Below are 14418 nucleotides of genomic sequence, written 5' to 3' on the forward strand. Positions count from 1 at the left end.
CCTCCTGCAGAAGGTCGCCCGCGCGACCTACATCCTCGCGCCCGCCTGGATGCACAACGATCACCAGCAGCCAGCACAACCCACACCGTTGACAGGACTGTCGGCCTCTTAACTTCGCGGCCTTGCCCTATGACCCGCTCTATTGCTCCTAGCGCGGGTGCGGGGATGGCAAGGGACTGACGAGCCAGAACGGGGGCCCGGGGTGCAGAACATGGGGCAGGACGGAAGCACGATGTCCCGACAGGCCCGACAGGCCCGACAGGCCCGGCAGGCCCGACTGCAGGCGGCAGCCTCGTACGACGCACGGACGCTGGCGATCGCCGAGACACGCGACTTCACCGAAGCGTTCCTGGCCCAGGCCGCCGCGTGGGGCGTGGTGGTGGCCGATGTGCAGCGGGGTGACGCGCTGCTGGTGGTCAGTGAGCTGGTGACCAACGTGGTGCGGCACGCTCCCGGCCCGTGCACGCTTGCCCTGGACCTGCACGAAAGCCAGCTGCAGATCGAAGCGTCCGACACCTCGCAGCAGCCGCCGACCGCGCAGCCTTTCCAGCCCGGACGTATCGGACAGCACGGACTGGAAATCGTCCTGGCCCTGTGCAACCAGGTCACTACCCAGACCGCCGAGTGCGGTAAAACCGTCCGCGCACACCTCGCACTCGAATAAGGCGTGCGACGCCGTGTGCGAATTGACACCAGCAGGACACCTGCGCGGGCTGATGACCAGACCACAGGCATGATCGACGATATCGAGTCGTTCGGGAAGGGGGCACGTTGCGGAGCGGGAACACACAGATCCGCACCTGCGCCACCGCGCGGGGTATCACGGTCCTGACCCCTGCCGGGGAACTGGACTACAACAGCGCCCCCGCCCTCGAGGCGGCCATCACCGCGACCGGCCGGTTGCCCTGTGCGGTCGTCGACTTCTCCCACATCACCTTCACCGACTCCACCGGCATCACCGCCCTGCTCAGTGCCAACCGCACCCTGCAAGCCGCGGGCGGCTGGTTGCGCCTGAGCAGCATCCCTGACACACCCTGGCGCGCCCTGCAGATTGTCGGTCTGGATCAGGTCATCGACGTGTACCCGACCTTGGGCGCAGCCCTCCGAACGTAAGCTTCCCCCAGGCCACAACTAACGCGCCGGGCCCGCTGCATGCGGGGGTCCCGTTGGGGGCTGGCCCCACCGCTCGGCCGCTTCATCCCTCGAGGGCGCTTGGGCCGTGCCATTCGCAGAACAGGACGGTTGCGTCGTCTTGGAGGCGTCCGTGGTGGTAGTCCATGACGGCGTGCATGAGGCGGCGCAGGGTTTCATCGACGGGCAGGTGGTCGGCGTGGTGGCGGATGATGAAGTCGGTGAAACGCTCCACACCGAACTCGCGGCCGTCGCTGTCGCGGGCCTCGGTGATGCCGTCGGTGAACAGCAGCAACCGGTCGCCGGGCTCCAACTGCTCGGTGCACTGGACGACCGGCAGACCCAGACCGCTGCCCATGGGTCCGGCCGTCGGGCAACGCAGCGTGCTGGCCCAACGGCCGCCGCGGATCAGCACCGGCAGCAGGTGGCCGCGGTTGACCCAGCTGAACTTTCCCGTGTCCAGCTCCAGATCGGCGAGGATGCCGGTGGCGTAGCGGCTGTGCCCGAACTGCTGGATGAGGGTGTCTTCGATGGCTTTGCTGGCTTCGGGGATGGTCGCGCCGGTGCGGCGGTGGCTGCGGCAGGTGGACATCGCCAAAGCGGCGGTCAGACCGGCAGAGGTGTCGTGACCCATGGCGTCGAAGATCGCCAGATGCGCGGTATCACCGGCCACCGCATGCTCGAAGGCGTCTCCGGCCACCTGGTAGGCCGGCTCCATGAAAGCGCTGATCGTCACCCGCCGGTCGGAGAACGTCCGCGGCGGCATCAGCGCCCACTGCAGCTCCGCCGGCACCCCCATCGGCCGGACGCGAGTCAGCCGGGCATGGGAATCACTGTTGGCCCGCTTGGAGGTCAACAGCAGCCCGGCCATCGACGCCAACGCCCACACCACCCCCTCATCGAGCTCACCCCCGCCGGGGGCGGGCTCCACGTGCAGGACACCCAGGCGTTCTGTGCCGTCCAGCACCGGAACCCAGCACCCCTCCCCATGCACCGGAGCGGTGAGCTGGGTGAGCTGATAGGCGCGGCCCGGCAAGGTGCCCTCGATATGGAGTTCCTCGCCGCCTTCGCCGGCGTTCAAGCCGACCCCGGTGACCTCGCGCAGCACGTCCTCCTGCAGGTCCGCCACGAACAGCCGCACCCCGCCCGCACCGGCCTGCTCCGCCGCGATGTCGAGAAGGCGGGGCAGCTGCTCGAACGGCGCCGTATGACTGGCTTCCAGCAACCCCGCCAGCGCCCGCGCCAAACCCGCCGCTGTCACGCCCGCCACCGCGGCCCACTACTAACCGGCCGCAGCACCATGGCATCGACTGCGCCAGCACCCCACGCGTCCCTCATGGACTATCTCCTACCAGGGCAAACCCAAAAGGCGTGCGCGAAAGCCATGGCAACCAGGTCACCCCAGTCCCCCGGCGGGCCGTCATGGCGACGACTTCTTCCAACCGTCAACTAAAAAACGACCCCACGCCCGCAACCGTATAGACCCCGCACAACCTGCCTGCACCACAGATCCGCCACGAGCAGGACGCAGGGCGAGCCTTGCCTCAGCCACTGACGCTGGACCTCCTGCGGGCCCTCGAAACGCAAGTCACCGTCGGTCTGGTGCCCGGTACTCTGCGTGCCCCCATCCCGACGAAGTGGCGCAGAAGATCGCCGATAACGGGAAGGCGGTTGACCAGCGCAATAGTGCCACCGCAGAGCTCACCACTACTGATGACCAGGGCGCCGGCCTGCGGCGGCGGAACGACTACCGGGCAGCCCGCTGAATGTCAGCGGCCGGCTTGCGCACTTGGGACGCGATGCGGATGCGCAGCAGACGGCTTCGTACGGCCGGGTTCAGACGGCGGAGTGGGCGCGGGCGCGGAGCTGTTCGCTGAGGGCCAGGGCTTCTTCGAGCTGGTCCTGCAGTGCCACTATGCGGCACGCATCCTCAGTGGTGGTGCCCTGGTCGACGAGTTCACGCACGCGGGCGGCGATGCGCAGCTGGTAGCGGGAGTAGCGGCGGTGTCCGCCTTCGGAGCGCAGCGGGGTGATCAGGCGGGCCTGACCGATGGCGCTCAGGAGGCCGGGGGTGGTGCCGATCATGTCGGCGGCCCGGCCGATGGTGTAGGCCGGGTAGTCGCCTCATCGAGACGCTGCCGGAGGGATGGAGTACCCCGGACGCAGGTAGGCAGACCGCAGAGCCAGCCGCCGGAGGCCGCATGCCGCGATAGCCCGCTTCAGTTTCCCAATGGAGGGGCAACGGCTGCGGATCGGTAACAGCTTTTCACGCGGCGCTGAACTCGTGGGCGTGGCCGCCGCGCCACTCCACCCATCGGGGGTCGTCCAGGAAGGCCGCAGCGACGGCGACACCGGCACCTTGGAGGAACACGACCAGGTCGTGGTCGCTGTAGGCGGTGCCGAGGATCTCGCTACCACTGTTGCTGTGCACGGTGACTCTCCGGCCGCCCGAGATGGAGGGCTGGTGCACGACGATAGGCGCGCTGGTCACGCCTTCCAGCATGCCTTGGGACGGCTCGGTGGGCGAGCCGGGCCATGCGACGTCGACGGGTACCGCGAAGTGGGCTGGAGCCCGTTCAGCATGGGTCTCGTGGGGGTGTTGCGTAGGGGAGGCTGGCAGAGTCCACGGTTGTGGCCTTCCCAGAACCGCCTCATCCGGGAGCTAAATCGGCCGTTGTCGCATTTCTTGGACCCGCAGTCCCAGCGACTGGAAACGGGCCAGCAGCCCGTAGAGGTGCGCCTCGTCCACAACAGGACCGTAGAGAACTGTCTGGCCCGCCATCACCACATGGTCCAACTCCGGGAAGGCCCGGGCGAGCGTTTCAGACAGGTGCCCCTCAACCCGAAACTCGTAGCGCATCGCTGTCCTCCCCTAAGCCCTGTCCAGCGGCAGCCCGTCTTCTCTTCTGCCACCCTCCGCCGCGACCGCCAGTCGGGCCTCACCCGCTACGGGTGACTGCCCAGCCGGAGCCGCGTGACCTGCACCATCGACATCCCCGAGCGACTGGGCGAGGAATTTGCGCACCGCGCCCCCGCAAGCCGCCGAGCCGTGTACGACGCCTGCCACCAGCTCGCCCAAGACCCGACCATCAATGCCACCCCCGAGCCGGTACGCGGAGCCGACCTGCGCCACATGACCATCAACACCGGCGACCGGATCATCCTGCTCTACCGCATCCACACCGAAGACACCGGGTGGAAATGATCTTCATTCTCTCCGGTCCGTAGAACCCCATGCTGGAACGGCATCACCGGCGGCATCCCGCAGGCCGTCCGCCGCGTGACACACCCCGAGGTATGCCCCAGACGCTCCGTTACCAGAGCCCGTGCCTGGCCAAGCGTCAGCGCCTCTTTGCCGGGCAGCCAGCGCCCGCCGCGCGGTACCTCCCGAAGCAGGCGAGGTACGCGGTGGACTGCCGGGAGATCATCGCCGCCCGGTAGCGGTCCTCGTACGCGGGGTCGGAAAGCCAGCCGAGGCACTCCCACAGGTGCCGCCCGAGCATCTCCTCGCGATGGGCGCCCAGCAGCAGTCCGGCGCCGAGGTTCGCGTACGTGATCCGGCCGTCCGGATATCCGGGAGCGGCGGGGGCGGCCTGCCGGGGGCGGGACCGCGCGGTGTTCCCGTCAGCCACCGCCCGTCACGTCGGCCGGCACCCGCCCCGCGGGGAGGCGCTGCTCCGCCCAGATGATCTTCCCGTCGCTGGTGTAGCGGGTGCCCCAGTGCTCGGCCAGCTGGGCGACGAGGAACAGGCCGCGTCCTCCCTCGTCCGTGGTGGCCGCGTAGCGCAGGTGCGGGGCGGTGCTGCTGGCGTCGGCCACCTCGCAGATCAAGGTGCGGTCCAGGAGCAGGCGGACAGTGATCGGTCCGGCCGCGTGGCGGATGGAATTGGTGATCAGCTCGCTGAGGATCAGCTCGGTGGTGAACGCGAGCTCGTCGAGCCCCCACCGCTCCAGCTGCCGCTCGGCGGCGGCCCGCACCGCGGAGACGGCCGACGGCTCCGCCGGGACGGACCAGCGGGCGATCCGGTCCCGGGGCAGCGCGCGGGAGCGGGCGATGAGCAGCGCGACGTCGTCCTTCGGTTCCGCGGGGAGCAGCGCGTCGAGCACCGCGTCGCAGGCCTGCTCCGGGTCGCGGTCGGGGCCTGACAGGGCGGTGCGCAGGAGTTCGAGCCCGACGTCGATGTCCCGTGTGCGGTCCTCGACCAGTCCGTCCGTGTAGAGGACCAGCTTGCTGCCCTCGGGCAGCTCGTGTTCCACCGCTTCGAAGGGCAGCCCGCCGAGGCCCAGCGGCGGGCCGGCCGGAACGTCGAGGTACTCCACCGTCCCGTCGGGGTGGACGAGCGCGGGAGGCAGATGGCCGGCGCGGGCCAGCTCGCAGCGCCGCGAGACCGAGTCGTAGATCGCGTACAGGCAGGTGGCGCCGGCGGCGGGGGTCCCGCCGCCGCCCGGGACCGCGTCGTCCTTGTCCATCCGGCTCACGAGGTCGTCGAGGTGCGCCAGCAGGTCGTCGGGCGGCAGGTCCAGCATCGAGAAGTTGTGCACCGCCGTCCGCAGCCGCCCCATGGTGGCGGCCGCGTGCATCCCGTGCCCGACGATGTCCCCGACGACCAGCGCGACGCGCGCGCCCGGCAGCGGGATGACGTCGAACCAGTCGCCGCCGACGCCCGCCCGCGCGGGCAGGTAGCGGGAAGCGACGTCGAGGGCGTCCTGGTCGGGCAGTCCGTGCGGCAGCAGGCTCTGCTGGAGGGTGACCGCCATGGCCTGGTTGCCGGTGACGGCCGAGTCGATCTGCTCCTGGGTGGTGTACTTCGTGTCGAAGAATCCGGTGTTGCGGCCGACGCGCAGCACCGCCACCCGGTCCGTGACCGCCCGGACCTCCTCCATCTCGTGGCTGACCAGCAGCACGCCGAGCCGCTGGTCACGCAGCCGCTGGACCATGGCGAGGACCACGGCGGCCTGTTGGGGGCCCAGCGCGGCGGTGGGCTCGTCCAGGATGACGAGTTCCGGCTTCCCGAGCAGCGCACGCGCGATGGCGACGCCCTGGCGCTGCGCGGCCGAGAGCGAGGCGACGGGGACGCGCAGGTCGGGGATCCGGACGGACAGGATGTTGAGCAGCGCGCGGGAACGCTTCTCCATCTCGACCTCGTCGAGCCTGCAGAACCGGCGGACCTCGCGGCCGAGGAAGAGGTTCCCGACGGTGTCGAGGTTGTCGCAGAGCGAGAGGTCCTGGTGGACGGCGACGATGCCCAGCTTCTGCGCGTCGAGCGGCGTACGGAGCTCGACCGGCCGTCCCCTCCACTCGATGACCCCGCTGTCCGGCGGTTCCACCCCCGAGATCACCTTGACCAGGGTCGACTTGCCGGCCCCGTTCGCCCCGACCAGTCCGGTCACCCCGCCCGCGGTGACCTCCAGGTCGACCTCGCTCAGCGCCTGGACGGCGCCGAACCGTTTGGAGGCACCGCGCACGGCCAGCAGAGGGGTGTCCCGCTCCAAAACTGCCTCCTACGTGCCCGGCCGACCCCGTCGGTGCCCCTCCGGGCATGTCCGCGGACTGCGGCACCATCGCTACAGCGGTAGGCCGCATCAGTTCCACGAACTCGCCCATAAGCCCAGAATGCGCCACGGCCAGCGCACACGCCGCTTCCAAGGACCCAGCGGCCCGGGGTGTCGGGCGCCAGCCACGCACCAGGATGCGCCCTACGTGCGGGTGATCAGGAGTCGGCCCCCGTGCCCAACCGCGAGCGCGGCAGTTGGAGACCCCTATGCACGTGACCCGCTCGACAGCCGCCGTCATCGCAAATCGTCGGCGCAACCATGACGGTCGCCGCGGCTGCCCCCGCCGAAGCATCCGCACCCGAACGTGCCAGGTGCCGGCAGGTCCGCGTGACCGGTGAACGGGTGCTCGTGCGTTAGACACCGCCCACCGGATCGCCCGATACCCGCGCCGCGGCGACGTTCTCACCACATGTCTTTTAGCTATCGGACGAGGCGCACAGTTCCACGAATGCGGCGCATCCGGGTGGGATTGGTACCTCGTCCAGGGCGGCTATGTGCCTGTGACGTGTGGCTACTGATTCCCAATGAAGTTGTCAACGCGGGTTGGTGACTTGCTGTGAGCGTGTCAGCCCAAGGCGACGGGGTTGAGTGGCGGGGTGGTCTCGAAGGTGCGACCGTCGCGGATGAGGGCCCATAGGACGTTCAGACGGCGTCGCGCGAGGGCGATGACAGCCTGCTTATGGGTCTTGTTCTCGGCTCTCTTGCGGTCGTAGTAGGCCTTTGAGGTGGGGCAGCATCGGGAGGCGACCTGCGCGGACATGTAGAAGACGCGCAGCAGGCGCCGGCAGTAGCGGCGGGGCCGGCGCATGTTGCCGCTGATCCGTCCCGAGTCCTTCGGGACCGGAGCAAGGCCAGCGACGCCGGCGAGGCGGTCGGGGCTGCCGAAGACACTCATGTCGCCGCCGGTATGTGCGATGAACTCGGCGCCCAGGACGGTGCCGATACCGGGCATGCTCAAGATGACGTCGGCGTGCGGGTGGTCGCGAAACCGGGCCTCGACCAGGGCGTCGGTCTCGGCGATCTCCTCATCGAGGGCCATCACCTCCCTCGCCAGCTTGGCCACCACGGCAGCGGCTAGCTTCTCTCCGGGAACGGCGGTGTGCTGGGCCTCGGCGGCTTGGATGGCGGTGGCCGCGACGAGCTTGGAGTTGCGGACCGTGCGGTTCTTCAGCCAATCGGCGAGACGGTTCTTGCCCATCCGGCGCAGAGCGGTCGGCGTCTGGTAGCCGGTCAGCAGCACCAGCGAGCCCTTCGAAGCGCTGTAGTCGAAGGCCCGTTCCAGGGCCGGAAAGTACTCCAGCATCTGGGCCCGCATCCGGTTGATCGCTCTCGTGCGGTCCGCGGCCAGGTCCAGGCGGCGCGAGGTCAAAATCCGCAGGTCAACGGCAATGTTGTCACCTTGGTGCAGTGTCTGGAGGTCGCGGCGCATGCGGGCCTGGTCCGCGATGACGAAGGCGTCCTTCGCATCAGTCTTGCCGTCACCCCGGTAGGACCCGGAGGCGTGGTGCACGGTGCGGCCTGGGATGTAGAGGACCTGCTGGGCGTTGTCGGTCAGCAGGGCGATCATCAACGCGGCGCCTCCGGCATTGAGGTCGATCGCCCACGTCACCGGCCCGCCATCTCCCAGCTCGAGGACATCAGCGATCAGTGTCAGCAGTGCGGCTTCATCGTTGGCTACCCGCAGCGACAGCTTTCGCCGGCCATCCGAGTCGAGCACCACGCAGTGATGCTCGGCCTTGCCCGCGTCCATACCGGCCCACAATTCGGGCATGGCCACCTCCGAAGTAGTTCCTGCATCAGTCCCAGCAGACGACCTCGCCAGCGTGTCCTTACCAAGCGATCGTGTCGCGCGCATCCCAATCAGTGGCCGAGTCGTCGCGGGGCACCGGGCGGCCAATCAGTAGAAGCCACTCCTACGGCATGAGCTTGACAGCCACACCCGGTGCCCCTGGGCCTCCCGATCCTACGAGTGACCGGAATCAACCCACCATCAACGTAAGGAACTTGATTGGGTGATGTCGGGGCCATTCGCCTGACAGCGACCCGGCGGCTTCGGTAGTCCTGGGTTGTGAGGTATGCGCAGGGTGGCGGGTTGACCGACGCTGAGAGGGCCGTGCGGGAGCGGATCCGGCTGTTGGCCGTGGAACGCTTCGAGGGCGGGGAGAAGAACCGGGAGATCGCGGGCGCGCTACGGGTGTCCGAGCGGTCGGTGGAACGCTGGCGCCGGCTGTGGCGTGAGGGCGGTGCGTCCGGGGTCCTGTCGAAGGGCTCGCCGGGACGGCCGAGGCTGAGTGACAGGCAAATCGTCAGGCTGGAGCGTGCGTTGGAGCGCGGGCCGCTGGCGCATGGCTGGGATGATCAGCGATGGACACTGGCTCGGGTGAAAACGGTGATCGGCCGCCTGTTCCACGTCGCCTACACCGTGGAGGGGACATGGCGGCTGCTCAAACGCCACGGCTGGTCCTGGCAGCAGCCGGCGCGCCGGGCGATCGAGCGTGACGACGCGGCCGTCGAGCTGTGGAAGAAGGAGATCTGGCCGCGGGTAAAAGCGCCGCGGCGGCTCGCGGGGCCTGGATCGTCTTCGAGGACGAGGCCGGGCAATCGATGAGACCGCCGCGCGCCAGGACATGGGGCCGGGTGGGCCAGACCCCCGAGGTCCGCGTCCGTGGCCGGGGCTCCGGCCGAGTCTCCATGGCCGGTATGACCTGCTACAGGCAGGGCAAGCGATCCCGGATGTTCTACAGCTTCCACGTCTACCGCGGCCGCAAGAACGAGAAGAAGGGCTTCGCCTGGGAGGACTACCGCGACCTGATAGTCCGGGCACACATCCAGCTCGGCGGGCCGATGGTCCTGGTCTGGGACAACCTGCGCGCTCACCTCATGCCGCAGATGAGGGCGTTCATCGAAGCGAACGAGGACTGGCTGACCGTCTTCCAGCTCCCCTCATACGCTCCCGACCTCAACCCTCAGGAGGGCGTCTGGTCGCTGGTCAAACGGACCATCGGGAACCTCGCCGCCGCGAACCTCAACCAACTGGCCCGAGCCGTGAAGCGAAGCCTCAAGCAGATCCAGTACCGACCACACCTGGTCGACGGATGCCTCGCTGGCACCGGCCTGATCATGGAAAGCTGATGCCGATCAGGCCGACATCACGAGTTCAAGTTCAGTACATACGTGAGTAGGGGAGGGATTGCTGTCCAGGGCGGGAGGCGCATTCGAACGCTGACCCGCCCCGGGCGACGAGCCGATTTTCGCGGAACTGGGCCTGCGCCTGGGCAGGCGGGTTGCCTCTGGAGCAGGTCGTCAGGAGAGTCGGTCACGTCCATACCGGCTTAGATCATTCGTTCGATTGTTCTGCCACGTCGATCGCGCCATGCCTCGGGGATGTAGTCGGGGATGCGCCTGCCACAGGCCCTAGTCGGCTAGGCGTTGGGTCAGACCCCGCCGGGGAACGCTCACGTACATCCTCACTGTCAGGCGTCTGGGACGGGCCGGGGGTGGGTGGTGGCGTAGACGACGACGTTGTCCTGGTAGGCGCGGGTGTCGGGGTCCCACCCGGTGCAGGTGATCAGCCGCAGGGCCGGGCCCGGTGCGGGCGCGTAAACCGTGGCGGCGGGGAAGGCGTTTTGCGGGTAGACGGCCACGGCGTCGATGGTGAAGTGGGCGGTGGTGCCGTCGCGGCGTTTCACAGCGACGGCCATGCCGGGGTGTACGGCGCTGAGCTGGTAGAACGCCGCGGGGCCGTGGTCGGTGTCGACGTGCCCGGCCACAATCGAGGCACCGCGCTCCCCCGGTGTCGGGGACGAAGCCAACCACGCCGCATAAACCGGATCCTCCGGCAGCGGCACCTCTCCGTCCGGTGACAGGGTGACGGCCTGCAGGTTTGCGTGCAGCCCCACCTGCGGAATGTCCACCGCTGTCGGCTGCGAGCGCGGTAGTCCCGCCGGGATGGGCGAACTCACCGGGCGCTGCGCGGTGGGGGGCACGGTGCCGGCAGGTACCGGCTTCGCGGGCGGGGCTACGTTCCAGTTGCCCGCGATACCAGCGCTCAGCGCCACGGTGCCCGCCAGGACGCATACCCCGGCCGCCGCAGTCACGATGCTGCGGCGGCCCTCCGTCATCCTGCGGTGTGGCGTCATATTCCGGTGCTGGTACCGATCACACCGCGTCGGCGGTCTTGCGGCGGCGCAGCGCCAGGGCTCCGGCGCCGCCGATCAGCAGGACTGCGCCGGCGGCTGTCAGGCCGGTGGTGAGTTGTTCCTGGCTGCCGCCGGCGCCGGCGTGGATGCCGCCCTTGCCGCCGGCCTGCAGCGCCCCGCACAGGGCGGGGGCGGTGGCGACCTGGGGCAGTTTCGGGTCCAGCTCACTGGCGCCCAGGACGTTGGTGAACTTGCCGCTTCCGTCGTAGTCGATGCCGTGCACCACGATGACGGCGTTGTTCTTGCGGATGCTGGCCACGACGTCATCGGTGACGTGGATGGTCCGGGAGTAGTGGAACGAGGACCCCATCGGGAACCGGGTCACGGCCAGCGCGCTGGTGGGTGTGGTGTCGCCGCTGGTGGTCAGCGACGTGCCGATCATCCCGTACGCCTTCATCCCGTCGCTGGTGCTCATCGACGTCTTGCCGTTGTGGGTGCCGGCCTCCGAGGCGGTCGGGCAGCGGCCCATCCCGTCGATGTGAATGTGCTGCGCGTGCGGCACCCCGCCCAGCAGGCCGGAGGCGTTGATGGTCACGGTCGCCTCGTTGCCCTCCAGTTCGATGCTGGCGGTACCCGAACCGGTCACGTTGTTCGTCGGGACCGGGTTCAGCGTCGTGGAGAACATCCGCTCCCCACCCCGGCCACCACCCATGCCGTCCGCTACCGCCAACGGTGCCAGCGCCAGGGTCGTGCCGGCTACCGCCATCACTGCCAACGCCGTTATTGCCGTCTTGCTCACAATCACTCCGTCTCCCGCCGCGAGCTCGCACCCCGGCCACCTACGCGCCCGGCCGGCCCTCACGAAGGATCGACCGGACGCACGGAAAGCACACGTTTGCGTACTTTTCGTCACTGTAGGCATGGGCAATGGCCCGCCACCGGCAGAGCGCCGCCGAACGGGTAAGCCGCGCCGAAGCCCCATTCCGCCGCGGCCCGCGACTGTGAGCGATCAGTGGGGGCTTTGATGCCGCTTTGATGCCACGAGCACTCAAGCAGCACGGGCCGACACTTTCGTGCGGCAGGAGCTTCACGGTGGCCCCCGGACCTCACCGTGCTGGTCGACACTGCCGAGCCACGGCAGCTGGGCCTACGGCAAGGACGCCTACACCCCCGTCCACGCCGCCCGCGTCCTGGCCTGGACGGACCCCGAGCGTCCAGGCGACTGGACCCAGGTCGGCGCACGTTCCGCGACGGGCATGGCGAAACCTGGCGGGCCGCCGACGCCAGCCTCGGCTGGTAGGGACCCGACGCAAACGTCCGCCTGGTCGTGGCCACCACCGGCCCCAACACCCTGCCCTCGCAGTCGACCTGGCACCTGGCCACCGACCTGCCCCGCCCCGGAGCCGCCGCGAGGCCGACAGCTCCGAACTGGTCGCCGGTCTGCGCGAAGTCGTGCGGATCTACGACATCCGACACTGAATCGAACAGAGCTACAAACAAATCAAGGACGAACTCGGCCGGGCCGACTTCCAGGTCCGTTCCGACACTGCGATCCGCCGCCACCAGACCCTGGTCACCTGCGCGTTCTCGTTCTGCTGGGACACCTGGTTCGCCCGACCTCCGGAGCGGGAGCCCGCTGTCCTCCCCGTCAACCCGCCGGTCGCCACACCGGCGGAACCAGCTGAAAGGGGGCTCAATCAAACCCCACAGGCCCCAACAGGCCAGCTGGCCGCAAGCGATCCGCGCCATCCGCGCATGGCTCGACCCCTGGACCACCCTCCGAGTGACGCACCCCCGCCACCCGAACTCCAGGCCCTGACCAACTCCGGGCGCTCTCCGTTCACCCCGGTCCCGGCCTGGCCGGCTTCCACTCGATCAGCAGGATGGTCGCGTCGTCGCTCAACCGGCTAGTCTCGTGATCGAGCAGCGAGTGGATGAGCCGGCGCAGTGCCTCCGAGGGCAGCTCACCTGACGCCGTCGCCCGGATGATGGAGTCGGTGAAGCGCTCCATGCCGAACAGCGCACCGTCGGCGACGCGCGCTTCGGTGACCCCGTCGGTATAGAGCAGCACGCGATCCCCCGGTTCCAGCACTCGCTCGTGCACGGTGCGCAGCTCGTTCAAGAAATGACCCGGGTAGCCCATCGGAGGTTGCGCCCTACCTTCCAGGGCGTGTTCGAGCACCCGCTGGTCACGGATGAGCAGGGGTGGCGGGTGGCCGCAGTTGACCCAGCGCAGTGCTCCGCTCGCCAGGTCCAGCTGCGCCATGATCCCGGTGCAGAACTGATCGGGCAGCCAGGTAGTCAGGGCCTGGTCAACGGTCTCGACGAGGCCCTGCAGCGAGGAACCCATACGGCGGGCATTGCGGCAACCGGCGAGGGCGACGGAGGTGGTCAGGCCCGAGGCGAGATCGTGGCCCATGGCGTCGAGGATCGTGGCGTGCAAAGTCGTACGGGTCAGTGAGTGGTCGAACCCGTCGCCCCCGAGCCGGTAGGCCGGTTCCAGTACGGCGGTCGAGATGACCTGCGGGTTGCCGATCGTACGAGGGGGCAGGAAGGCGCGCAGCATCTCCGCCGGAAGCTGCATGGCCTCGGTGCGCACGTGCCGGACCAGGCTGTCACTGTAGGCGCGGGTAGAGGTGATCACCGTCGCCAAAAGGGAGGCGACGATACGGCAGCGTCGCAGGTAGGTGGCGTCCAGCGCCGTGCCGCGCACCCCGAGGACTCCCAGTCGCTCGACCCCGTCGACGAGGGGAAGCCACGCGGTGAGAATACCGGCGGGGAACTCCTCCACGCGCAGGCTCAAGGTGCGGTAGGCCCAGCCGGCCAACGAGGAGTCCACACCGATCGTGGCCTGGTCCTCCGCGAGCGGAACCAGGAAGCGCTGCTGCAGATCGACCAGGTACACCACGATCCGTTCCAGTCCGAGCGCGACCGCACACCGGTCGACCACGGCCGGAAAATCCGTGGCGGCCGCGGCGCGGATGTCCTGGAACAGTTCCTCCAGCAGAACCTCGTCGATTCCGGTCCTCGAACCCGTGCCTGCCACAGCACTCACCTCCTGTGAGCAGTCTGGCACCGGGGCCGGGACGGTGCTCTGCGAGCCGCCCGGTGGGAGGTGCGTCGCGGGCGGCGTGACACCCCCCGTAACCGGCAGCGTGACGCCCGGCCGTGACAGCTACAGACCACCCGACGCTTTCCGCATCGGAACGCCACAGACTATGGCAAGATCCACGGGTTCGGATCGGTGGGCGGTTCAGGAGCGCTCTGGGAACCGCCCACCACCGGCATCGCCCCCGCCCTGGGTGGCCTGGGGTGGCGCGGGCCAGCGGCCTCACGGGGCACCCCCAGGCCGCGAGCCACAGCGCCCCTACGTGTCTGTCGACGACGCCTGAATTGTGGTTCTGGATCACCTTTGGCGTCGCCACACGAGTCGAACTGCCCTCAGACGCGCCAGGAGCGGCAACGGAAGCCGCATCAGATGTTGCAGCGGATATTGCCGCGATCAAGGACGCCCCGGCCCGTCCCCGCCCGTTCGGGGGGCCCGTCGGGGAGCGGTCCGGCTGATGTGTCGGGGTGTCGGCCGGGCGACCGC

The 14418-nt window shown here is 69.0% G+C and carries 13 protein-coding genes and 2 pseudogenes; 5 read left to right on the forward strand and 10 right to left on the reverse strand.

The genetic code is table 11. The features are described from left to right. The first annotated feature begins 232 nt into the window (after positions 1-232). Positions 233-664 carry an ATP-binding protein gene (locus tag O3X23_RS40355; RefSeq protein ID WP_269279117.1) on the forward strand — a complete coding sequence of 144 codons (432 nt, stop codon included), beginning with the start codon at positions 233-235 and terminating at the stop codon, positions 662-664. A 107-nt stretch (positions 665-771) separates the two neighbouring features. Beyond that, the gene (locus tag O3X23_RS40360) at positions 772-1113 is read left to right on the forward strand and encodes an STAS domain-containing protein (protein WP_269279120.1); all 342 of its coding nucleotides are present in this window, start codon (positions 772-774) and stop codon (positions 1111-1113) included. A gap of 82 nt (positions 1114-1195) precedes the next feature. On the opposite strand, the gene O3X23_RS40365 is transcribed toward O3X23_RS40360, so the two are convergent. From O3X23_RS40365 to O3X23_RS40380, 4 genes and pseudogenes are all read right to left on the reverse strand, one after another. Further along, a complete protein-coding gene (locus O3X23_RS40365) occupies positions 1196-2392 on the reverse strand; it encodes a PP2C family protein-serine/threonine phosphatase (protein ID WP_269279123.1) in 1197 nt (398 codons plus the stop codon). A 575-nt stretch (positions 2393-2967) separates the two neighbouring features. Next, positions 2968-3252: pseudogene (locus O3X23_RS40370) on the reverse strand (MerR family transcriptional regulator); the annotation flags it as partial. Positions 3253-3397: 145 nt separating this feature from the next. After that, positions 3398-3622, reverse strand: coding sequence for a hypothetical protein (locus tag O3X23_RS40375; protein WP_269279126.1), 225 nt, complete (start codon positions 3620-3622; stop codon positions 3398-3400). Positions 3623-3793: 171 nt separating this feature from the next. Beyond that, positions 3794-3991: a hypothetical protein gene (locus O3X23_RS40380; RefSeq protein WP_269279129.1), complete on the reverse strand. Its 198-nt coding sequence runs from the start codon at positions 3989-3991 to the stop codon at positions 3794-3796. 114 nt (positions 3992-4105) lie between these two features. On the opposite strand from O3X23_RS40380, the gene O3X23_RS40385 reads away from it, so the two are divergent. After that, the gene (locus O3X23_RS40385; RefSeq protein ID WP_269279133.1) at positions 4106-4336 is read left to right on the forward strand and encodes a hypothetical protein; all 231 of its coding nucleotides are present in this window, start codon (positions 4106-4108) and stop codon (positions 4334-4336) included. A 136-nt stretch (positions 4337-4472) separates the two neighbouring features. Here the strand turns inward: O3X23_RS40385 and O3X23_RS40390 are convergent, their stop codons facing one another. The 3 genes from O3X23_RS40390 to O3X23_RS40405 form a co-directional block, all read right to left on the reverse strand. Next, positions 4473-4763 carry a PAS domain-containing protein gene (locus O3X23_RS40390; protein ID WP_269279136.1) on the reverse strand — a complete coding sequence of 97 codons (291 nt, stop codon included), beginning with the start codon at positions 4761-4763 and terminating at the stop codon, positions 4473-4475. Continuing rightward, the gene (locus O3X23_RS44390) at positions 4756-6597 is read right to left on the reverse strand and encodes a SpoIIE family protein phosphatase (RefSeq protein WP_443048125.1); all 1842 of its coding nucleotides are present in this window, start codon (positions 6595-6597) and stop codon (positions 4756-4758) included. The genes O3X23_RS40390 and O3X23_RS44390 overlap by 8 nt, the downstream gene beginning before the upstream one ends. 655 nt (positions 6598-7252) lie before the next feature. Next, positions 7253-8458, reverse strand: a complete 1206-nt coding sequence (locus tag O3X23_RS40405; RefSeq protein WP_443048126.1) for an IS110 family transposase — start codon at positions 8456-8458, stop codon at positions 7253-7255. 297 nt (positions 8459-8755) lie between these two features. On the opposite strand from O3X23_RS40405, the gene O3X23_RS44395 reads away from it, so the two are divergent. Next, positions 8756-9819 (forward strand): IS630 family transposase gene (locus O3X23_RS44395; RefSeq protein ID WP_443048122.1). Its coding sequence is split into 2 segments (ribosomal slippage): positions 8756-9203 and positions 9203-9819, totalling 1065 coding nucleotides; the frame shifts between segments, so codons are not numbered across the junction. A gap of 341 nt (positions 9820-10160) precedes the next feature. Here the strand turns inward: O3X23_RS44395 and O3X23_RS40420 are convergent. Further along, entirely contained in the window at positions 10161-10826 is a 666-nt protein-coding gene (locus O3X23_RS40420; protein WP_269279145.1) for a sortase domain-containing protein, read from the reverse strand. A gap of 19 nt (positions 10827-10845) precedes the next feature. After that, positions 10846-11625, reverse strand: coding sequence for an LPXTG cell wall anchor domain-containing protein (locus O3X23_RS40425; RefSeq protein WP_269279148.1), 780 nt, complete (start codon positions 11623-11625; stop codon positions 10846-10848). Positions 11626-11953: 328 nt separating this feature from the next. On the opposite strand from O3X23_RS40425, the pseudogene O3X23_RS44400 reads away from it, so the two are divergent. Continuing rightward, positions 11954-12745, forward strand: a pseudogene (locus tag O3X23_RS44400) (hypothetical protein); the annotation flags it as partial. On the opposite strand, the gene O3X23_RS40430 reads toward O3X23_RS44400, so the two are convergent. After that, a complete protein-coding gene (locus O3X23_RS40430; RefSeq protein WP_443048123.1) occupies positions 12667-13872 on the reverse strand; it encodes a PP2C family protein-serine/threonine phosphatase in 1206 nt (401 codons plus the stop codon). The pseudogene O3X23_RS44400 and the gene O3X23_RS40430 sit on opposite strands and share 79 nt — an antisense overlap. Positions 13873-14418 lie beyond the last annotated feature (546 nt).

The organism is Streptomyces sp. H39-S7 (genome assembly GCF_027158205.1).
GTDB lineage: Bacteria > Actinomycetota > Actinomycetes > Streptomycetales > Streptomycetaceae > Actinacidiphila.